Source organism: Pseudomonas sp. GW822-FHT04C11, assembly GCF_058800905.1.
Map to the genome: position 1 here is coordinate 190,617 of NZ_JBXAMS010000001.1, position 21,796 is coordinate 212,412.

Annotated in this window: 12 protein-coding genes and 2 pseudogenes; 9 read left to right on the top strand and 5 right to left on the bottom strand. The window is 58.6% G+C overall.

Going from position 1 to position 21,796, the window contains the following annotated elements; all coding sequences use genetic code 11:
* Positions 1-153 precede the first annotated feature (153 nt).
* Together AC1RJ3_RS00915 and AC1RJ3_RS00920 are read right to left on the bottom strand one after the other, a co-directional pair.
* On the bottom strand, positions 154-1,026 hold the full coding sequence (locus tag AC1RJ3_RS00915) for a methyl-accepting chemotaxis protein (RefSeq protein WP_371917727.1): 873 nt from the start codon (positions 1,024-1,026) through the stop codon (positions 154-156).
* A gap of 30 nt (positions 1,027-1,056) precedes the next feature.
* A pseudogene (locus tag AC1RJ3_RS00920) lies at positions 1,057-1,779 on the bottom strand (MCP four helix bundle domain-containing protein); the annotation flags it as partial.
* A 274-nt stretch (positions 1,780-2,053) separates the two neighbouring features.
* Between AC1RJ3_RS00920 and AC1RJ3_RS00925 the strand changes: the two are divergent.
* From AC1RJ3_RS00925 to AC1RJ3_RS00940, 4 genes and pseudogenes are all read left to right on the top strand, one after another.
* Positions 2,054-2,284, top strand: coding sequence for a hypothetical protein (locus tag AC1RJ3_RS00925; protein WP_019691434.1), 231 nt, complete (start codon positions 2,054-2,056; stop codon positions 2,282-2,284).
* Positions 2,281-2,583 (top strand): cell division protein ZapA, encoded by a 303-nt coding sequence (locus AC1RJ3_RS00930; RefSeq protein ID WP_054595286.1) that lies wholly within the window; start codon positions 2,281-2,283, stop codon positions 2,581-2,583. Before AC1RJ3_RS00925 ends, AC1RJ3_RS00930 begins: the two co-directional genes overlap by 4 nt.
* A 144-nt stretch (positions 2,584-2,727) precedes the next feature.
* Positions 2,728-3,753 (top strand): annotated as a pseudogene (locus AC1RJ3_RS00935) (HAMP domain-containing protein); the annotation flags it as partial.
* A 135-nt stretch (positions 3,754-3,888) separates the two neighbouring features.
* Positions 3,889-4,620 carry a methyl-accepting chemotaxis protein gene (locus tag AC1RJ3_RS00940; RefSeq protein ID WP_437128449.1) on the top strand — a complete coding sequence of 244 codons (732 nt, stop codon included), beginning with the start codon at positions 3,889-3,891 and terminating at the stop codon, positions 4,618-4,620.
* 57 nt (positions 4,621-4,677) lie between these two features.
* Here AC1RJ3_RS00940 and AC1RJ3_RS00945 read toward each other — a convergent pair whose 3' ends face one another.
* The 3 genes from AC1RJ3_RS00945 to putA form a co-directional block, all read right to left on the bottom strand.
* Positions 4,678-5,400, bottom strand: coding sequence for a hypothetical protein (locus AC1RJ3_RS00945; protein ID WP_493077006.1), 723 nt, complete (start codon positions 5,398-5,400; stop codon positions 4,678-4,680).
* 175 nt (positions 5,401-5,575) lie between these two features.
* Positions 5,576-7,378, bottom strand: a complete 1,803-nt coding sequence (locus tag AC1RJ3_RS00950; protein ID WP_493077008.1) for an acyl-CoA dehydrogenase — start codon at positions 7,376-7,378, stop codon at positions 5,576-5,578.
* Between the two features lie 133 nt (positions 7,379-7,511).
* A complete protein-coding gene (gene putA / locus AC1RJ3_RS00955) occupies positions 7,512-11,465 on the bottom strand; it encodes a trifunctional transcriptional regulator/proline dehydrogenase/L-glutamate gamma-semialdehyde dehydrogenase (RefSeq protein WP_493077010.1) in 3,954 nt (1,317 codons plus the stop codon).
* Positions 11,466-11,925: 460 nt separating this feature from the next.
* Between putA and putP the strand changes: the two genes are divergently transcribed.
* From putP to AC1RJ3_RS00980, 5 genes are all read left to right on the top strand, one after another.
* Positions 11,926-13,410, top strand: coding sequence for a sodium/proline symporter PutP (gene putP, locus AC1RJ3_RS00960; protein WP_103320384.1), 1,485 nt, complete (start codon positions 11,926-11,928; stop codon positions 13,408-13,410).
* A gap of 441 nt (positions 13,411-13,851) precedes the next feature.
* Positions 13,852-15,864 carry a type VI secretion system Vgr family protein gene (locus AC1RJ3_RS00965; protein ID WP_493077012.1) on the top strand — a complete coding sequence of 671 codons (2,013 nt, stop codon included), beginning with the start codon at positions 13,852-13,854 and terminating at the stop codon, positions 15,862-15,864.
* The gene (locus AC1RJ3_RS00970; RefSeq protein ID WP_493077014.1) at positions 15,854-16,591 is read left to right on the top strand and encodes a DUF4123 domain-containing protein; all 738 of its coding nucleotides are present in this window, start codon (positions 15,854-15,856) and stop codon (positions 16,589-16,591) included. Before AC1RJ3_RS00965 ends, AC1RJ3_RS00970 begins: the two co-directional genes overlap by 11 nt.
* Positions 16,591-21,372 carry an RHS repeat-associated core domain-containing protein gene (locus AC1RJ3_RS00975; RefSeq protein ID WP_493077016.1) on the top strand — a complete coding sequence of 1,594 codons (4,782 nt, stop codon included), beginning with the start codon at positions 16,591-16,593 and terminating at the stop codon, positions 21,370-21,372. The genes AC1RJ3_RS00970 and AC1RJ3_RS00975 overlap by 1 nt, the downstream gene beginning before the upstream one ends.
* Positions 21,373-21,789, top strand: coding sequence for a hypothetical protein (locus tag AC1RJ3_RS00980; RefSeq protein ID WP_103316354.1), 417 nt, complete (start codon positions 21,373-21,375; stop codon positions 21,787-21,789).
* The last annotated feature ends 7 nt before the right edge of the window (positions 21,790-21,796 follow it).

Sequence of the window (21,796 nt, forward strand, 5' to 3'; positions counted from 1 at the left end):
GATCATTGTGGCGAGGGAGCTTGCTCCCGCTGGGGCGCGCAGCGGCCCGAAAACAGACGCTGTGGTCTTCCAGAAAAAACTCATCAGCAATTTTACGGCTGCTGCGCACCCCAGCGGGAGCAAGCTCCCTCGCCACAGGGTATTCAGTGACCGTTAAAGGCTAAACCGCCCAACCATATTGTTCAGGTCCAGCGCCAGGCGCGACAGCTCGTTGCTGGCGGCGCTGGTCTGGTTGGCGCCAGTGGCCGACTGCACCGACAGGTCGCGGATGTTCACCAGGTTGCGGTCGACTTCACGGGCCACTTGGGCCTGCTCTTCGGCGGCGCTGGCGATCACCAGGTTGCGCTCGTTGATTTCGACGATGGCGCTGTTGATGGTGTCCAGCGACAGTCCGGCACCACGGGCGATGTTCAGGGTCGATTCAGCGCGTTCGGTGCTGTTGCGCATCGAATCAACGGCGTGTTCGGTACCGCTCTGGATGCTGCCGATCATGCGTTCGATTTCGCTGGTCGATTGCTGCGTGCGATGCGCCAGGGCGCGAACTTCGTCGGCCACCACCGCAAAACCGCGACCGGCTTCACCGGCACGCGCAGCCTCGATGGCGGCGTTCAGCGCCAGCAGGTTGGTCTGGTCAGCCAGGCCGCGAATCACGTCCAGCACCTTGCCGATGTCACGCGACTCGTTGGCCAGATCGCCGATCAGCGTGGCAGTGCTCTGTACATCGGCGCTCATGCGTTCGATGGCACTGACGGTTTCCTGCACCAGGTCACGGCCGTCACCGGCAGAAGTGGTGGCGTTTTTCGAGGCTTCGGAGGTGCTCACCGCGTTGCGCGCAACTTCTTCCACGGCGCTGGTCATTTCGTTGACGGCCGTTGCGGCTTGCTCGATTTCGTTGTTCTGCTGAGTCAGGCCACGAGCGCTTTCGTCGGTGACGCTGTTCAGCTCTTCGGCGGCGGAGGCCAGCTGAGTCGCCGAACCCGAGATCCGCTGCAGGGTGTCGCGCAGTTTTTCCTGCATCTTCAACATGGCCTGCAACAAGCGGCCAGCTTCGTCGCTACCGTCGACGATGATCGGTCGGGTCAGATTGCCCTCGGCGATTTCTTCAGCCGCGCTCAGTGCCTTGGCGATGGGCTGCGTGATGCTGTTGGTCAGCAGCCAGGCAAACAGCAGGGTCAAACCCGTGGCGATCACCAGCAGGGTCACTACCAGATTGAAGGCGGAGGAATATTGGTCGGCGGCTTTCTGGTTGAAGTCGGCGGCTTGATCGTTGTTGATCTCCACCAGGCGGTTCAGAGTGGTGTTAATCGCATCGGAGTTGGTCAGCAATTCGGTATTCAGAAGCGTGCGCAGTTCGTCGAGTTGGTTATTACGCGACAGCGTCTTCATCCGGTCCTCAATCTGGCGGTACTGACCCATCAATTGCACGTACTGGTCGTAGGTCGTGCGTTCCAGAGGGCTGCTGATCAGTTTTTCATAGGCGGTCTGCGCCGCACGGATCTGCTGGCTGCGGGTGTCGAGCAACTCCATGGTTTTTTGCTGGATATCCGGTTCGCGGTTGACCAGCAGGCGATAGGCCAGAGTGCGCTGGCGCAGGCCGAGTTGAGTGAACTCGTCCAGGGCCTTGATGCTCGGCACGCTGTTCTGAACGATGTCTTCGCCGGCAGCGCGAATCTTGCTCATCTGGTTCAAGGCGAACACACCCAGAATCAACATCAGTGCGCCAATCAGGGTGAAACCTGCGAACGCCCTGGGGGCGATATTCATATTGCGAAGGGACATGGTGTTCACCGTAAAGCGCGCATTGGCACGAGTCTGAGACGAGGTATGTATGACTTATCGGTCATACGACTAAAGTCTTGAGCCGCTGTGCGCTTTTGCCGCAGATTGGTCGCACTGACGAGCTGTCAGGAACCAGAGCGGACAAACGCAGTCTTTAAAACTCGCAAGCAAGGTTGCCGCCAGGCAAATCAAGGCTTTACGCCTGAATAACCCTGGCGCCAGTGGTGACTTTTCTTTATCGTACGCGCCCTTTGAAAATGCTCGGAAAATCAAAATGTTGGAAGCATCCCTAAGCCAATTGGAACAACTGGTCAGCGACCTGGTGCAACAGAACCAGGAGCTGCTCGGCACGAACGCAACCCTGAGCGCAGAACTGGCCCAGGCCAAGGATGAAAACGAAAGCCTGCAACTGAGCCTGATGGAACAGGAAGAGAAGCAGGGCGCCACCGTTGCGCGCATTCAAGCGCTGGTTGAGCGCGTGAGCGCAGGTCCTGTGAACGCATGAGACACGGTGCCGACGGGATAAAAGTCGTCTCGATTCTTGGGGAAGACTATTCGATCAAGGCGCCGGCCGGGGAAGAGCAGACCCTGCTGGACGCCGCATTAATGTTGAAAGCGGTGCTGGCCGAGACCAAAAAGAAATACCCGACCCTGATCGGGGACAAACTGCTGGTGCTGACGGCAATGAACCTGTGCTCGCAGCAGCTCGAAATGCAGAAACGTCATCAGCGGGAACTCGACCGTTACCAAGAGCAAGTCAGCGCCACGGTTGAAGTGATTTCGAAGACGATCAATCAGGCTTGATCAGCTTGCGCACAACCAAAGAGTAGATTGTCGATTTAGTTGTATACAATCGGCACGGCTGTTGCAGTAGTTTTGCCTCTTACTCTTTGGGGGTGCTTCATGCAGTTCTGGCGACGCAGTATTCAATGGCAGTTGATCCTGAGTATGGGCACCGCCCTGCTGGTCAGTATTCTGATCGTGGTCGGCATTTATACCCTGGTGGTCAACCGCCTTGCCCAGCGCTATCTGGTCGAGCAAGCGCTGCCGTCGAGCATCGAAGCGATGCGCAACGACATCGAGCGGATTCTGGTCCAGCCGCTCACCGCGGCCAAGGACATCGCCAGCAACAGCATGGTGCGCGAGTGGTTGGCCGAAGGAGAAAACGCCGACCGGGCCAGCGGCTTCGTCAGCTACCTGGAAGGTATCCGCGCCGAGCATAAAGCCTTTACCGCGCTGATCGCTGGCACTGCGTCGGGCCACTACTTCACCGAAAAAGGGCTTGATCGGACCCTCAGTCGATCCAATCCCGCAGACGCCTGGTTCTACGCCTTCCTCGACGGCAACCAGCCGCGCACCCTTAATATCGACAACGATACGGCGACCGGCGAATTGGCCTTGTTCATTGACCTCAAGGTCTCGCAGGGCGGCAAAGTCGTGGGTGTTGCCGGGCTGGGCCTGAGCATGAAGGAACTCTCGGAGCTGATTCACAACTTCAGCTTCGGCGAGCGCGGGAAGGTCTATCTGGTGCGTTCCGATGGGTTGATCCAGGTTCATCCCGAGGCCGGGTTCAGCAACAAACGCCAGTTGGCCGAGCAGATCGGCGGCCCGGCGGCGCAAGCGGTGATGGGCCATCAAGGCCCGACCAGCAGCGGCTTTGTGCGCGATGGTGAAGACTACCTGGCCCTGAGCCTGCCATTACGCGATCTGGGCTGGACGCTGGTGGCCGAAGTGCCGCAATCGCAAATTTACGCCGAGGCCCGACAGGCGATGTGGCTGACCAGTGCCATCGGTCTGGGCGTTGCACTGGTGTGCCTGTTATTGGTGGTGTTGCTGGCTCGTGGCCTGGTGCGGCCGATCCGGCAGGTAACAGCGGCACTGGTAGCGATTGGTAGCGGTGGTGGCGATTTGACCCACAGGTTAGATTCCAGTCGTGCCGATGAGCTGGGTGATCTGGCTCGCGGCTTCAACCGGTTCCTTGAAAATCAACGCAACATGATCGGCGAAGTGCTGGCCACCAGCGAGCGTTTGCGCACCGCTGTCGGGCAGGTTGCGCGAGTGGTGGAGAACACTGCCGAGCGTTCCGGTCGGCAGCAGGAAATGACCGACATGGTCGCCACTGCCGTGCACGAGATGGGCCTCACCGTGCAGGAAATTGCACAGAACGCCGGCAACGCGGCGGTCGCCTCACAAACCGCCCGCGATGAAGCCTTGCAGGCGCGTGAAGTGGTCGGCGGTTCCATTCGGCATATCGAAAGCATGTCCGATGAAATCGGTATTGCGGCCAGTGCTGTCGGCGAGCTGGCGACGCAGGTTGCGTCCATTGATCAGGTGCTGGCGGTGATTCGCGGGATCTCCGAGCAGACCAACTTGCTGGCGTTGAACGCAGCCATTGAAGCCGCGCGGGCCGGAGACATGGGCCGCGGCTTTGCAGTGGTGGCGGATGAAGTGCGGACACTGGCACGCCGTACGCAATCGTCCACCGATGAAATCCAGCAGATGATCGGCAGCCTCAAGCAGGGTGCGGAGAATGCCGTGTCGTCGATGCACTCAGGGCAAGCGGCGACCGGAACCGGCGTGGAGTCGAGCCAGCGCACCGGGGCGTCGTTGACGGCGATTACCGGGCAGGTCGAGCGCATCAGCGACATGAACCATCAAGTGGCGACGGCCACCGAAGAACAGTCGGCGGTGACTGAAGAGATCAACCGCAACGTGCAGGGGATTTCCGATCTGGCGCGGGCTACGGCGGGTGAGGTGAGGGCGTGTCGGGAGGATTGCCAGACGTTGCAGCGGTTGGCGGATGATTTGGCGCGGCAGATGGGTGGGTTTCGGTTGAGTTGAACCTGATCGTTTCGGTCTTGCAGACGCGCCGATAAGAGCGCGTCTGCAAGACCGCAACTACACCTTTATCAACAAGATCTCCCGCCCATAAAAATCGACCCCGCCCATTGTCAGCAAGTAAAAAACCCACTTTACCTTAACTCGCCATTCTGCTGCTTGTTCATCAATGTAGATATCGTCTGCAGCCAGCGTTCTGAACATGTCGTCTTGTGTGATCGATACATTGTTTCTATAACGTTTGGTCGGAGTTATAATTTCATTGATGTAAGTGTTGTTGTCTGCCTTTATGTGTCTCTTTTCAGTGATTCGTACGTTACCTTGATCCTTCACTGCATCGTTGACCCTGGCCGACAAGAAAAATTGATTGTCAGTGAGCTTTACATAAGGGTCTATTTTTATTTCTGGCGTTTCCTTGCGTAATGGGGTGCCATAAACCGTTGCATTCCATTGATTGGGCCCGGTGTACGTAAACTCTTTGTAAGTGACACGGTGGGTGCCTAGATAGTGGTCGTCCGCCGAAGTGACTTCGAACATCGCCGTCGCTGATGTTTTTACACTGGATTCAGCATTGTCGGGAGTTGATGTGATGCTTATCTGCGTTTCTTCATCAGAAAGCCGGTTATGGTTTTTGGTGATCACTGTGGAAAGAGTTGAGTTTTTATTCGTCCAGACAGTTCCGTTTCGCAACGGCGTATTTGAGATCGATGCGAGGATGCAGTAATCCTTTGTTATAAGCCCTGAAAGTTTTATGGATCGCTCTTCGAAAGTTTGGCTGTTCATGGTGATTCGCTCGTTTAGAGGTAAGAGGTGGACCTTGAGTCCATACTTGCCGGGCAAACTGGATGTCCCGCGAAAATACCTTATCCTGCATCCTTAACGTGCACACCTGTCATATATGACAGGTGTGCACGTACTGACATACGATGTTGGCTACCCGCTCAGTTACTGTCAGGGATCAGAACCACTCTTCCTGCATGCTCAGGCAAACATCATCCCGCGCCTCAAGAATCGCCAGTTCATGATGGCAAGCCGGCACTTCCCACGTCAGGAAATACCGCGCCGCTTGCAGCTTGCCTTTATAGAAGCCGACATCCGCCGCATTGCCCTTGGCCAACCCTTCTTCTGCGCAGATCGCCTGTTCCAGCCAGCGCCAGCCGATCACCGTGTGGCCAAAAACTTTCAGATACAGCGCCGAGTTCGCCAGACTGCTGTTGACCTTGCCTTGGCCCAGATCCGTCAGCAGGCCGATGGTCACGGTTTGCAGGCGTGCCACCAGTTTTTCCAGCGGCTCACGCAGTGGCGTTAATGATTCGTACGCATGGGCGCGTTTGGCGGTATTGGCGATCAGTTGGATCAATTGCTTGAGCCCGGCGCCGCCGTTTTGCGCCAGTTTGCGACCCAGCAGGTCCAGCGACTGAATGCCGTGAGTCCCTTCATGAATCGGGTTCAGGCGGTTGTCGCGGTAGTACTGTTCCACCGGGTACTCGCGGGTGTAGCCGTGGCCACCGAGGATCTGGATCGCCAGTTCGTTGGCCTTCAGGCAGAACTCCGATGGCCAGGATTTAACGATCGGCGTCAGCAGGTCGAGCAATTCATGGGCCTGTTTACGCTCGGCTTCGGTCTCCAGCGTGGTGGTGTCGTCGAACAGTCGCGCGGCATACAAACCGAGGTCGAAGGCGCCTTCGACGTAAGCCTTTTGGGTCAGCAGCATGCGTTTGACGTCGGCGTGCTGAATGATCGAGACCGGCGCAGTGTTCGGGTCCTTGCTGTCCGGCAGGCGACCTTGCGGGCGTTCGCGGGCATATTCCAGCGAGTACAGGTAACCGGCGTAACCGAGCATCACCGCGCCCATGCCGACGCCGATTCGCGCTTCGTTCATCATCTGGAACATGCAGCTCAGACCTTGGTGCGGCTTGCCCACCAGGTAGCCGACACACTCGCCGTTATCGCCGAAATTCAGCGCGGTGGAGGTGGTGCCGCGCCAGCCCATCTTGTGAAACAGCCCGGCCAGCAGCACGTCGTTGCGCTTGCCCAGGCTGCCGTCATCGTTGACCAGGAATTTAGGCACGATAAACAGCGAAATGCCTTTCACCCCGGCCGGTGCATCCGGCAGTTTGGCCAGCACCATGTGCACGATGTTTTCCGACAGCGGGTGGTCGCCGCCGGAGATGAATATCTTGTTGCCCTTGAGTCGGTATGTGCCATCGGCGGCCGGTTCGGCGCGAGTGCGGATGTCCGACAGCGAGGAGCCGGCGTGAGGTTCGGTCAGGGCCATGGTGCCGAAGAAGCGGCCGTCGATCATCGGTTGCAGGAAGCGCCGTTTCTGCTCATCGGTACCGAAGCTTTCAATCAGGTTGGCCGCGCCCATGGTCAGGAACGGGTAGGAGGTCGTCGCGGCGTTGGCGGACTGGAAGTGCGCGAAGCAGGCTTGCGACAGCAGCGTCGGCAACTGCATGCCGCCGGCCTCGAAGCTGCGTGCGGCGTTGAGAAAGCCGGCTTCGAGGAATGCATCCACCGCAGGTTTCACTTCCGGAATCAGGATCGCCTTGCCGTCTTCGTAGCGCGGTTCGTGCTCGTCACCCTTGCGGTTGTGCGGGGCAAAGAACTTCTCGGCAAGGCTGCGCGCCGTACCAATGGCGGCGTCGAACGTCTCGCGATTGTGCTCGGCGAAACGCTCGCGCAGGGTCAGGCCCTCGGCATCAAGGACTTCATACAGCTCGAAAGCCAGATTGCGGGAACTGAGCAACGTCTCGGACATGGCGGCCTACCTATATTGGAATGGACCGAGTCTAGGTGCGGGGAGGGTGGGCTGAACAGGATGATTGATGCGGGTGATGGAGGGGCAAAAGATCAACCGGGCGCCCATTGCAGGCACCCGGTCGTATTGCGGTTTAACCGATAGTCATCAAGCTGGCATTACCACCCGCTGCAGCGGTGTTGACGCTCAGCGCACGCTCGATCACCAGGCGTTCCAGCGCAATGTTGGTTTCGCCCTGCGACAGGCCCTGAACCCCAATGATCGCGCCGGCACGCTTGGCCACTTGCTGGCAGACCGCACGCAACTGGTCGGAGTGGCCGTGATGCAGGACTGCATCGAACACCACTTCGTCCTTGTTCCAGTCGGCGACCAGCTTGATGCGCGCTTGCACGTCTTTCGGCAGACGAGCCAACAACGCTTTGCTCAGTTCACCTTCCGGCCACACCGCCGAGCCACCTACGGCCAGTACTGCAGCCAGTTGACTCAACAGATCGCTTTCGACTTCCGCCAGGCACAGCACGTGTTCACGCGGCAGGATGGCGTAGCTGTTGCGCTCGCCTGTCGGGCCGTTCAGCGTGCGGGTAATGCCGCTTTGCGATTGTGTCGCGAACTGCGTGCACAACGCGCTCAGTTCGGTCAGCTTGTGGCTGTCGGCCCAGGTTTTCAGGGCGGTCAGCGGTTTGCTCATGGCGTCACGCAGACGCACATCCGGCGCGCTCAGGGTATCGCCGCGAGCGAAGGATTGTTCGATTGCGTCGGTAGGACGCGTCGACAGCAAGCGGTACAGGTACAACGGACCACCGGCTTTCGGACCAGTACCCGACAGGCCTTCACCACCGAACGGCTGCACGCCGACCACGGCACCAACAATGTTGCGGTTGACGTAGACGTTACCGGCGTTGACGTTGTCGATCACCTTGGCGATGGTTTCGTCGATACGGGTGTGCACGCCCAGTGTCAGGCCGTAGCCGGAAGCGTTGATCTGCCCGATCAGTTGATCGATGTCTTTGCGCTTGTAGCGCACCACGTGCAGCACCGGGCCGAAGATCTCCCGTTGCAACTCGTCGAAGCTTTCCAGCTCGATCAGGGTTGGCATGACGAACGTGCCGCGCTTGCATTCTTCCATGTCGGCGATGGCGACCTGGTAGACGTTGCGACCTTTGTCACGCATGGCCTGGATGTGTTTCTCGATGCCGGCCTTGGCTTCGGCATCGATCACCGGGCCAATGTCCACGGACAGGCGCTCAGGGTTGCCGAGGCGGCATTCAGCCATGGCGCCCTTGAGCATTTCGATCACGCGGTCGGCGGAATCTTCCTGCAAGCACAGTACGCGCAGGGCCGAGCAGCGTTGGCCGGCACTGTCGAAAGCCGAAGACACCACGTCAATGACCACTTGTTCGGTCAGTGCCGAAGAGTCGACGATCATCGCGTTCTGGCCACCGGTTTCGGCGATCAGCGGAATCGGACGGCCCTGGGCATCCAGGCGACCGGCGACGTTGCGTTGCAGCAAGCGCGCAACTTCGGTAGAACCCGTGAACATCACGCCTTTGACCCGGTCGTCGCCGACCAGGCGGGCACCGACGGTTTCGCCACGGCCCGGCAGCAGTTGCAGCACGCCTTCCGGAATCCCGGCTTCGAGCAGTATGCGTACGGCTTGAGCGGCCACCAGCGGCGTTTGTTCCGCAGGCTTGGCCAGGACCGGGTTGCCGGCGGCCAGTGCGGCGGCGACTTGACCGCTGAAAATCGCCAGCGGGAAGTTCCACGGGCTGATGCACACCACCGGACCCAATGGGCGGTGGGCGTCGTTGGTGAAATCGTTGCGTGCCTGCACCGCGTAGTAACGCAGGAAGTCCACGGCTTCACGCACTTCGGCAATGGCGTTGGCGAAGGTCTTGCCGGCTTCACGAGCCAATAGGCCCATCAGCGGCTGAATCTCGCTTTCCATCAAATCGGCGGCACGTTCGAGAATTGCGGCGCGCTCGGCGGGCGGGGTGGCCTGCCAGATCGGAGCAGCGTTCAGTGCGCACTGGATGGCGTTGTCAGCGTCGGTGACGGTGGCTTCTTGCACATGACCGACCACATCGCGCAGGTCCGATGGGTTCAACACCGGTACCGGGGCTTCAGCGCTGGCGGCGCAGCCCAGCATCGGCGCGGCTTTCCAGTTGTTGTGCGCGGTGGCCAACAGGGCGCAGGACAGCGATGCCAGGCGATGTTCGTTGGCCAGGTCGATGCCGCTGGAGTTGGCGCGCTCGCTGCCATAGAGGTCGCGCGGCAGCGGGATACGCGGGTGCGGCAGACCGAAGCCGCCTTCCAGCGTGGCCATCTGCTCGATGCTGCTCACCGGATCGGCTACCAGCTCCTGAATCGAGATCGATTGGTCGGCGATACGGTTGACGAACGAAGTGTTCGCGCCGTTTTCCAGCAGGCGACGTACCAGGTACGCCAGCAGTGTTTCGTGAGTGCCGACCGGTGCGTACACGCGGCACGGACGGTTCAGCTTACCTTCGGAAACCTTGCCTACAACCTGTTCGTACAGCGGTTCGCCCATGCCGTGCAGGCACTGGAACTCGTACTGGCCGGGGTAATAGTTCTGACCGGCAATGTGATAAATCGCCGACAGGGTGTGGGCGTTGTGCGTGGCGAACTGCGGGTAGATGACTTCCGGCACCGAGAGCAGTTTGCGTGCGCAGGCGATGTAGGAAACGTCGGTGTACACCTTGCGGGTATAGACCGGATAGCCTTCCAGGCCTTCGACTTGGGCGCGTTTGATTTCGCTGTCCCAGTAGGCGCCTTTCACCAGGCGAATCATCAGGCGATGACGGCTGCGGCGAGCCAGGTCGATCACGTAGTCGATCACATACGGGCAACGCTTCTGGTAGGCCTGGATCACGAAACCAATGCCGTTCCAGCCGGTCAGTTGCGGCTCGAAGCACAGGCGCTCGAGCAGATCCAGCGACAGCTCGAGGCGGTCGGCTTCTTCGGCGTCGATGTTCAGGCCGATGTCATATTGCTTGGCCAACAGGGTCAGCGACAGCAAGCGCGGGTACAGCTCGTCCATCACGCGCTCGTACTGGGCGCGGCTGTAACGCGGGTGCAGGGCCGAGAGCTTGATCGAGATGCCCGGGCCTTCATAAATGCCACGACCGTGGGAAGCCTTGCCGATCGAGTGGATGGCTTGCTCGTAGGACGCGAGGTATTTCTGCGCGTCATGTTCGGTCAGTGCGGCTTCACCGAGCATGTCGTAGGAATAGCGGAAGCCTTTGGCTTCGAACTTGCTGGCGTTGGCCAGGGCTTCGGCGATGGTTTCGCCGGTGACGAACTGCTCGCCCATCAGGCGCATGGCCATGTCGACGCCCTTGCGAATCATCGGCTCGCCGCTTTTGCCGATGATCCGGCTCAGGGACGAAGTCAGGCCGGCTTCGTTGTGGGTGGCGACCAGTTTGCCGGTCAGCAACAGGCCCCAGGTGGCGGCGTTGACGAACAGCGACGGGCTATTGCCCAGGTGCGGCTGCCAGTTGCCGGTGCTGATCTTGTCGCGGATCAGTGCATCGCGAGTGCCTTTGTCCGGGATACGCAGCAGCGCTTCGGCCAGGCACATCAGCGCCACGCCTTCCTGGGATGACAGGGAAAATTCCTGCAACAGGCCCTGAACAATACCTGCACGGCCGCCGGCGCTCTTCTGATTGCGCAGTTTTTCCGCAATCGAGGCGGCAAGCTTGTTGGTGGCCTCGGCCATTGGGGCTGGCAGGCGCGCCTGCTCGATCAGCATCGGCACCACTTCCGGCTCCGGACGACGGTAGGCGGCGGTGATCGAGGCGCGCAGTACCGATTGCGGAAGGATGCTTTCAGCGAATTCGAGGAAGCACTGATGAGCGTGATCGACGTGGACCTCGGCGCCTTCATCGGCTTCGGAGCGGGTCAAGCCGCTCAGCTCGGTCAGGGTTGCACCACCCTCGAGTTTTTCCAGGTAATTGAAAATCGCCTGTTTGATCAGCCAATGCGGCGTGCGATCAATCGAGGTCGCGGCAGCTTTGAGGCGCTCGCGGGTCGGGTCATCGAGTTTGACCCCAAGGGTGGTGGTAGCCATATTTTTATCCTCATGTTTGCCACGACTGCGTGGCATCAGCTGGCGGCAAGATTAGCCGTGCGCCGAAAGAGGTGCAACCGGGTGCAACCCTTTTTTTGTCGGAATAATCGGCAGCTTGTCAGGAAATAAATTCTGGTTCGTGGCCTCCGCTCTTGCTTGGTGCTTTTTGCAGCAGTTAGCGAAGGTTCTTGCTCCGAAAAGGAGCAAAAACCGCTGTTTAAAAGAAATTTTGTATTAGGTGCAACTTATTCCCAAAAACTGGTTGCACCTCATTTGCTTTGTTGAATAGCATTCGCGCACCAAGGTGCAACCGCTGTTGATGCGGTTCATCGGCTGATGGCTTTCCTGGGGAAACATCAGTCATAAATGCGCGGATGCCCTGATCGTCTCTCAAACGTCATTGTTTGGCGGCGGTTCAGCAGACCGCCGCTACATAAAAACAAAGCCAGGGCGTAACTCAATGAGTGCAAGCAATCCAACCTTGATCACGTTCGTGATCTACATCGCAGCAATGGTGCTGATCGGCTTCATGGCCTATCGCTCCACCAACAACCTTTCTGACTACATTCTGGGTGGCCGTAGCCTGGGCAGCGTCGTGACTGCGCTTTCCGCGGGTGCCTCCGACATGAGTGGCTGGTTGTTGATGGGCCTGCCGGGCGCCATCTACATGTCGGGTCTGTCGGAAAGCTGGATCGCCATCGGCCTGATCGTCGGTGCGTACCTGAACTGGCTGTTCGTGGCCGGCCGGCTGCGCGTGCAGACTGAACACAACGGCGATGCGCTGACGCTGCCGGATTACTTCTCCAGCCGTTTTGAAGACAAGAGCGGCTTGCTGCGGATCATCTCTGCTGTGGTGATCCTGGTGTTCTTCACCATTTATTGCGCCTCCGGCATCGTGGCCGGTGCCCGTCTGTTTGAAAGCACTTTCGGCATGTCCTACGAGACTGCATTGTGGGCCGGCGCTGCGGCGACGATTGCCTACACCTTTGTCGGTGGTTTCCTGGCGGTGAGCTGGACTGACACCGTTCAAGCCACGTTGATGATCTTCGCTTTGTTGCTGACACCGATCATCGTGCTGCTGGCTACCGGCGGTATCGACACCACCTTCCTGGCCATCGAAGCGCAAGATCCAGGCAACTTCGACATGCTGAAAAACACCAGCTTCATCGGCATCATTTCGCTGATGGGTTGGGGCCTTGGTTACTTTGGTCAGCCGCACATCCTGGCGCGCTTCATGGCGGCGGATTCGGTCAAGTCGATTGCCAACGCCCGTCGCATCTCCATGACCTGGATGATCCTGTGCCTGGGCGGCACCGTGGCGGTTGGCTTCTTTGGTATCGCTTACTTCTCGGCGAACCCGGCCGTGGCAATGCCGGTAAGTGAAAACCATGAGCGCGTGTTCATCGAACTGGCCAAGATCCTGTTCAACCCATGGATCGCCGGCGTGCTGCTGTCGGCCATTCTGGCTGCCGTGATGAGCACCCTGAGCTGCCAGTTGCTGGTGTGCTCGAGTGCCCTGACCGAAGACTTCTACAAATCCTTCCTGCGTAAAAACGCTTCCCAGGTTGAACTGGTCTGGGTTGGTCGCGCGATGGTTCTGGCCGTTGCACTGATCGCCATCGCATTGGCTGCCAACCCGGAAAACCGTGTGCTGGGTCTGGTCAGCTACGCTTGGGCCGGCTTCGGTGCGGCGTTTGGTCCGGTGGTATTGATCTCGGTACTGTGGAAAGGCATGACCCGTAACGGCGCACTGGCCGGTATCGTGGTGGGTGCGCTCACCGTGATCGTCTGGAAGCACTTCAACCTGCTGGGTCTGTACGAAATCATCCCGGGCTTCATCTTCGCCAGCCTCGCTATTTTGCTGGTCAGCAAAATGGGTGAGCCGTCGGCCGGTATGCTGCAGCGTTTCGCTGCGGCGGAAAAAGATTTCCACCTGAACAAGTGATCGGATGAGCTGATGCTCTAATCCTTCGCTGAATAAAAACGGCTCGCAGCCTTATGGATGCGGGCCGTTTTTTCGTCCGCCGGTTTAAGCCATCGCACGATCCCTGTAGCAGCTGGCGCAGCCTGCGTTCGGCTCGGTCCGCGCTCGGGCGCAGCAGTCGTAAAATCATTCACCGCATTTCTTCAGGTAAACCGCAGAGGATGGTTTTACGACCGCTACGCGCTCGAACGCAGGCTGCGCCAGCTGCTACAGGGATCGTGTTGTGGCTCAAGAAGGCGTCGATACAGCCTGTTCGACAGGAATGTCTGTAGTGGTTCATCCCGATATCTGAAGGAAAATTCTCTAAAAAATCAGGGTAAATCTGATTTTTCTGACCCTCGATCTCCCCCCCTTGTCGCTCATGCAGAATCGCCCGCCTTCATTCTGCTTCAGAGGCATCGGATGCTCACGTCTGCCCATCAACCGCATTTCACGTTGACCCTCGACGGCGTCCAGAATGAGCTCAAAGTGCTTGAGTTCACGGGCAAGGAAGCCATCAGCCAACCCTTTCGTTTCGACCTGGAACTGGTCAGTGAGCGCCCGGACCTCGACCTCGAGAGCCTGCTGTATCGTCAGGCTTTTCTCGGTTTTGACGCGCAAGGCGCTGGTGTTCACGGTCAGGTTTATCGCATCGCCCAAGGCGATTCGGGCACGCGCCTGACTCGTTATCAGATCAGTCTGGTGCCGCGCCTGGCCTATCTTGGTCAACGCATCAACCAGAGAATCTTCCAGCATAAAAGCGTTCCCGAGATCATTGCTCTGGTGCTCAAGGATCACGGCATCTTGGGTGATGCATTCGAGTTACAGCTTGGCAGCCAATACCCCAAGCGCGAGTACTGCGTGCAATTCGCCGAAAGCGATCTGGAATTTATTCAGCGGTTGTGCGCCGAGATCGGCATTCACTACCACTTCCAGCACAGCCCGCACGGCCATCTGCTGGTGTTCGGTGACGACCAGACAGTTTTCCGCCAACCGGCGCAGCCGACCCTTTACTTGCCAGGCAGTGGAATGGCCGCCGACCAGCCTGCAATCAAGCGCTTCAACGTCCGCCTGGAAACCCGCACCACCGCAGTCACCCGTCGCGACTATGACTTCCACAAACCCGGCCTGTTGCTGCAAAGCGCTGTCGACAGCGAGCAGCGTACGGTGCTGGAGGATTACCGCTATCCCGGTCAGTTCACCGATCGCGACCACGGCAAACACCTGGCGCAACGGGCGCTGGAGCGCCATGGCGCGGATTTCCGTCAGGCCGAAGGTCGCAGTGATCAATCGGCGTTGCTCACCGGCCATTTTCTGAAGATCGCCGAACACCCGCGCACAGAGTGGAATGACCTGTGGCTACTGACAGAAATTCAGCACCACGGCCGGCAACCGCAAGTGCTGGAAGAGTCCGCTGACAGCGGTGATTTTCAGGGGTATCGCAATACCTTTCTGGCGACGCCGTGGGACGTACCGTTTCGTCCGCCTTTGGCCGAAAACAAGCCGCGGGTTCCGGGCTATCAGAACGCGGTCGTCACTGGGCCGACCGATAGCGAAATCCATTGCGACGAGTTTGGGCGGGTCAAGGTGCAATTTGCCTGGGACCGCGAAGGCCAGCGCAACGAACATTCCAGTTGTTGGCTGCGAGTCGCCAGTGGCTGGACTCATGACGGTTACGGCAGTGCGCTGATCCCGCGGGTTGGGATGGAAGTGTTGGTGGGGTTTGTCGATGCCGACCCGGACAAACCCTTGGTCATGGCGTGCTTGGCAAATGGGGCCAATTCGGTGCCGCTCGATCTGCCGGCAGACAAGACCCGCAGCATTTTTCGCAGCCAGAGCAGTCCCGGTGGCGGTGGTTACAACGAACTGCGCATTGAAGACCGCAAGGGCGCCGAGGAAATCTATCTGCGGGCCCAGCGCGACTGGACCCGGCACGTATTGCACGACCTGCACACGCAAGTGGGTAACCAGCGAAGTGTGGTGGTCGCGGGTCTCGATCGCCATGAACTGAAGGCTGACGAACAGCGCATCACCTACGGTCAGCGCCAAACCGAAGTGAAGCAGGACGATCATCTGGTAGTGGTTGGCGACCGGCACATTCGGGTGACCAGTCAGGCGCTCAATGCCAGTCAGCAATTCCATGTCAGCGCCGGACAGCAAGTGGTCATCGACGGCGGTGCCAGCGTGTCCATTCAGGCGGGCGGGCAGTGGATCAACATCAGCGCTGCCGGGATCTTCAGCAGTGTGCCGATTCAGCTGGGTGGCGCGCCGATGGTGGCGATGGTTGCTGCTGCGCCGAAGTCGCTGGACGTTCCATTGAAACTCGCCGCAACTCCAATTGCGCTGCTGAGCGCCGCACAGATTCTGAGCCTGAAAAGCGACGCGCCGTTCTGCGAAGAATGCGAGCGCTGCAAGGAGGGTGTCTGTGCAGCCTGATGCCTTGTCACCTCGTGCCTGGCAGGAGTGCCATCCGCTGAAACCTTCCGAGCAGTTGTTCGCGGTGTTCGGCAATGCGAGCTCTGCCGAGCCCCTTAAAGCCTGGCAACGCTCGATCACTGCGCAAGCACCGAGCGCCATCTGGGCCGACAGCGCATACGCCGAGTGGATGTCGGTGATGCCCTATGTCGGCATCGTCGCTGCGGACAGTGAGTTTCTGGAGTGGGTCGCCACTACCGAGTCTCGCGACTGGGGTTGGCTGGCGGTGTCTTCTGCTCCTCAAGAGGCTTTGGTCGACCATCTGCGCAGCCTTACGCAAGCCCTGTTACCCAACGGCAACGCAGTATTTTTCCGTTTCTGGGACGGACGTTATTTGCTGCCGATTCTTCAGTCTGCACAGGTTGATGTCGCGCAACTGATGCCGCCGATCGGGCGCTGCCTGATCAATGGGCAGGCCCTGGAAATCGGTGACTGCGCGCTGAAAACATCAAAGGTTTTTCCATGGTGGGAAATTCCCGGCGCGCTATTGGAACAACTCGCGGTGCAGTCTGCCGCCACCCGAATCAACAACCTGCTGACGTGGCTGAGCGACGATCGCCCGGACCTGTACGAAGCGTTTTCCGAAAGCGTTTTACGGCACAAGGTTGCGGTCTTTCTTGACGCACCCGGCCTGCCTAAAGCACCGAAAACTGCCTTGGTGGAGTTCCTGATGGCGGAGCTGAACTGATGGATCAGATCGCACGTATCGAGCAGGAGCTCGACAGCTTTAAAGACACCCTCAGCCTCTACCGCGAACAACTCAACCGCTGGTTTATCAGAGCCGCAGACAAAGCTAGCCACGCTGCCGACCTGCCGTCGTTGATGGGCATGGAGCGGCAGATCAAGTTCGGCAGCACGACCACCGCGGTGAGCAGCGGCGATGACGATTTCATTTCCAGTGTGGCGCAGTGTCCGGCCGGCGGCCTGTTGCAGATCGAGAGCAAGTTCGAATCGGTCTACGACATTCCGCTGGGGAATATTCAGGTCGATGTGATTGCCGTGGAGGGCGGTGAAAAGACGCCGGTCCTGCTGGATGAAAACGGCAAAGGGACGTTTAAGGGGATCGCCGGGAAGTTCTATCGGGTTCATGTCCAGAGCGAAGTGACGCCGGAGCAAGTCGATGAGCTTTTTGACGCTTACGACGGATTGACCGATGAGCTGGAAACCTGGCTGCGCAGCGAGTGGGAAGGATTCAAGCCGCAGTGGTCGCAGCAGTCGGCGTCGGCATCGCTGGCGGCGGTGGGCAATGGAATGCTCGCCGGCAGTTGGGCGGCGATTCAGGGTGTCTGGGATGGGATTGGCGAGCTGAGCGACATCTTGAAGAATCCCGAAGCCTTTGTCGAAAAGCTTGGGGACAGCGCCGGGCAACTGGCTGATCTGGCCGAAAGCGCTCCGGACTTGATGGAAAAAGCCATGCTGCTGGCCAGTGATGAAGCGGCGCTGTGTTTGTTGATGCGCACCGCAGCACTGTGGCTGGAAATGTTGCCACCGACGCAACTGGCCGGCACCTCGGCCGAGGCCATTTCCAAGGTGGTGGTTGGTTTGATCATCGACCTGCTGATTGGCTTGGTGCTGAGCGTGGTCGGCATCGGTGTTGCCTGGTTGACGGTGCGCCTGGCCAAGTACGGCCCGCAGATTTTTCAGGCAGCCATGGGTTTCGTGAGGTCGATGATCACGATCATCAACAACTTCATGACCTACGTTGACCGCTACAAAAAAGTCGCCGCTCGGGGTGTCGTAGCGGGCCTGAAAAAAGGTCGGATGCAACTGCGCTGGAATGGCCGCAAAAATTCCACGCTGAATAAACACGAACCTCACGTCGACGTCCCGGCGCAGGCGAAAAACCCCAACGGCGACAGCGCCGATTCGGCAGATAAAACCGCCACCAACAAATGCCCGGTGTCGATGGTCACTGGCGAAGAACTGCTGACCCTGGTCGATGGTTCGCTCGACGGGATTCTGCCGTTCGACTTCACCCGGCTCTATCGCACCAGCGCCGCCGAGATCGATAGCGGACTGGGCTTTGGCTGGAGCCATTCGCTGGCGCACCGCCTGGAAATCGATGGCGACAACGTCATCTGGATCGACCACGAAAACCGTCGTACGGCATTCCCGTTACCGAACGTCGAGCGCCCGGCGATCCACAACAGTCTGTCGCGGGCGGCGATTTATCTGGGCGATGAGCCCGAGGAACTGATCCTCGTCCAGGCCGGCGACGACGCGCGTTTTTATCACTTTCATAATGGCCGGCTGACGACCGTCAGCGACGCTTACAACAACCGATTGCGCATCACCCGCGACCGTCAGGAACGCATCAAGCGCCTCGATAACGGCGTGGGCCGCGCCTTGCTGTTGCGCTATGACCGCAGACATTTGATCGCCGTCGATTACCAGCGTTTTGTCCCGGCTCCAACCCTCGACGAGGCGTGGCACACCGAGCAGACGCTGGTCAATTATCGCTACGACGAACGCGATCAACTGATCGAAGCGACCAACGCCGCAGGCGAAAGCGAGCGCTACGACTACGACGATCAGCACGTCATTTTGCAGCGGCAATTGGCCGGTGGCGCGAGCTTTTTCTGGGAGTGGGAAAGGTCCGGCAAGGCTGCCAGATGCATTCGGCACTGGGCGTCGTTTTCGCAGATGGACGCGCAGTACGTCTGGGATGACCAGGGCGGTGTCACTGTCCTGAATATCGACGGTAGCGAAGAGGTTTACGTCCATGACGATCGGGCGCGGCTAGTGCGCAAGGTCGACCTGGAAGGTGGCGAACATCTCAAGGCCTACGATGACAAAGGTCGGCTGATTGCCGAGCAGGATCCGCTGGGGGCCGTCACTGAGTACCGTTACGACGAGGTTGGACGGCTTGTCGCGCTGATTCCACCAGAAGACGAACCGACGGCCTACGAATACCGCGATGGTTTCCTGCATGCGCGGTATCGCGGTAAAGCCGTGTGGAAGTATCAGCGCAATGCTCAGGGTGATGTCACTGAAGCGACTGATCCTGACGGGCATGTCACGCATTACCACTACGACACTCGGGGGCGGCTGCTGTCGATCCGTTATCCGGACACCAGTCGGCATGTGTTCGTCTGGAACGGCTTGGGGCAACTGCTCGAAGAAACGTTGCCAGACGGTGGCCAGCGTCGGTTTTCCTATGATGCTTTGGGGCGGCAGATTACCCGGCAGGACGAACACGGTGCCGTCACCCACTACCAATGGGATGCCGTCGGAAGGCTGATTCAGACAACACTTCCCAGCGGTGCCAGCCGCGCCTTCAGCTACAACGCCTACGGAAAAATCATCGCCGAACGCGATGAGCAGGGCCAGGTCACGCGCTATGAATACGCCGACGACCTGCACCTGGTCAGCCGTCGAATCAATGCCGACGGCACACAACTGCGTTATCGCTACGACAACGCGCTGTTGTTGCTGACAGAAATCGAGAACGAATCCGGCGAAAAGTATCAGCTGGACTACACACCCAATGGCCTGATCCGACAGGAAACCGGTTTCGACGGCCGCCGCACGGCCTATGCCTACGACCTCAACGGCCATCTGCTGGAGAAAACCGAGTTCGGCGATGACGGCTCAACGCTGATCACCACCTACCAGCGCGATGCGGCAGGACGACTGCTGGTCAAGACGCTGCCCGATGGCGTCAACGTCGAGTATTGCTACGACGGTCTCGGCCGACTGGTCAGCGTCGATGACGGCCACGACCACCCGTTGGAGTTCGAGTACGACCAGCAGGACCGCCTGATCACCGAGCATCAGGGTTGGGGCACCTTGCGTTATGGCTACGACGCCTGCGGCCAGCTCAATCGCCTGCGCTTACCGGACAACAGCACACTCGATTATCACCACGCCAAGGGCGGCGCGCTCAGCGCTATCGACCTCAACGGCACACGGCTGACCACGCACGTCTTTAACGCAGGGCGTGAGCGACAACGCCAGCAAGGCCAACTGCTTAGCCAGTACCACCATGACGAACAGGGCCGGTTGCAATCCCACGCGGTCAACCAGTCAGACCGCCCGCTGTACATGCGCCACTACAGTTATGCGGTCAATGGCAACCTGGCTGCCATCGCTGACAGTCGCCACGGTCAGCGCAGCTATTACTACGACGCGCTCAACCGCCTGACCCGCGTACGCCATGCCCGCGGCGAACCCGCGCAAAGCTTTGAGCACGACCCTGCCGGCAACCTGCAAATGCACGATCGCCCGGGCCTGGCGACGATCAAAGGCAACCGCCTGCTGCTGCAAGGCGACCGCCATTACGACTACGACGCCTTCGGCAACCTGATCTTTGAGCGCCGCGGCACCGCGCAGAAACTCGTTACCGAATACCGCTACGACTGCCAACACCGGTTGATCGGCGTCACGCTGCCGGATGGCAAAACTGCCAGCTACCGCTATGACGCCTTCGGTCGGCGCATCGCCAAAACCGTCGATGGCCACACCACCGAGTTCTTCTGGCAAGGCGACAACCTCGTCGCCGAACGCGGCAAAGAACACTACCGCAGCTACGTCTACGAACCCGGCAGCTTCCGCCCCCTGGCCATGCTCGACGGCTTCGGTCCGCGCAAGGCCTGTCCGTTCTACTACCAACTCGACCACCTCGGCACCCCGCAGGAACTGACGGATTACAGCGGCGAGATCGTCTGGTCGGCGACCTACAAGGCCTACGGAAAACTCGCCAGCCTGAAGCACTTCGGTGAAGAACAACTCGAGCAGCCATTGCGCTTTCAGGGGCAGTACTTCGATGCCGAAAGCGGCCTGCACTACAACCGCCATCGCTACTACAATCCGGACATCGGCCGCTACCTGACACCCGACCCGATCAAATTGGCGGGCGGGCTGAACGGCTACCAGTACACCCCGAATCCAACGGGGTGGATTGACCCGTTGGGGTTGAGCGGAAATTGTCCGCCACCGAACAAGCCAGATTGTAAGGCGCCGGATGATGTGGGTGGTGCTGCGGTTGATGAGCAGTCTCCAGCACTACCTAAGACGGAAAAGTTTGAGCCAGAAAATGAGGCAGAGGCCAAACGCCAAGTTTTGGATTGGGAAAAACAATACAAAATGCATACGGTCGCGAAGCATGGTCCGGAAATTGGTGACAAGGCCTTAAAGCAACGGGCAATTGACGGCTCGCATCCAACAAAAAAAGGAGTAAGAGAGAAGATTAATTCTAGCTCTCAGTTTAAAAGTTGGACTATGCAATTTCGGGCGATAAGTTATGCTCTGTCGAAAATGCATCGTGACCCACCTGAACCAACTGGCTATGATAGCGAACGGAATCCTATTGTTCGAATGGAGTTGCCAGGAGCCGGTCGTGGGTATAAGCCGAATGATAAAGATAGAAATAGCCCCAAGTATATTGAGGGTTTGGATGGCGCGGAAATTAAGTTTGATAAGAAAAATATAAAACGACCATTTACTGCTTTTCCACGAAAGGTGAAATGAATGTTGACTCATCCGTTTGTGAACATCCCTTATGTACCAGTCCCTTTGTATTTGCTTGGAGGGATATCAATATACGATAGAGAGGAAACGCTGGGTGAGGAGCTGTGGGTATATAATCCGAATGAGAAAAATGATAGGGAGAAGATAATAAAGGTATTCATCCTTCCGGACTTTGACTATTTAACTTATAGGCATAGATTTGTAACGTTCAAAATGCTTGAGGATATCCTGAGACAAGAAAATTTTGATTTTGCTGCTCAGTTTGAAAGTGATTACGATGAGCCACGCACTATTGCGTGGAATGAAACAGAAATAGACGATCCTCGTGGATTTTTCGAGGACATATATCGGTTGGCAAGCGAAGCGTGGAAAGACGACCTCCATAAAGCCAGTCTTGAAGATCAGTCCACTTGGTAAAGAAGCG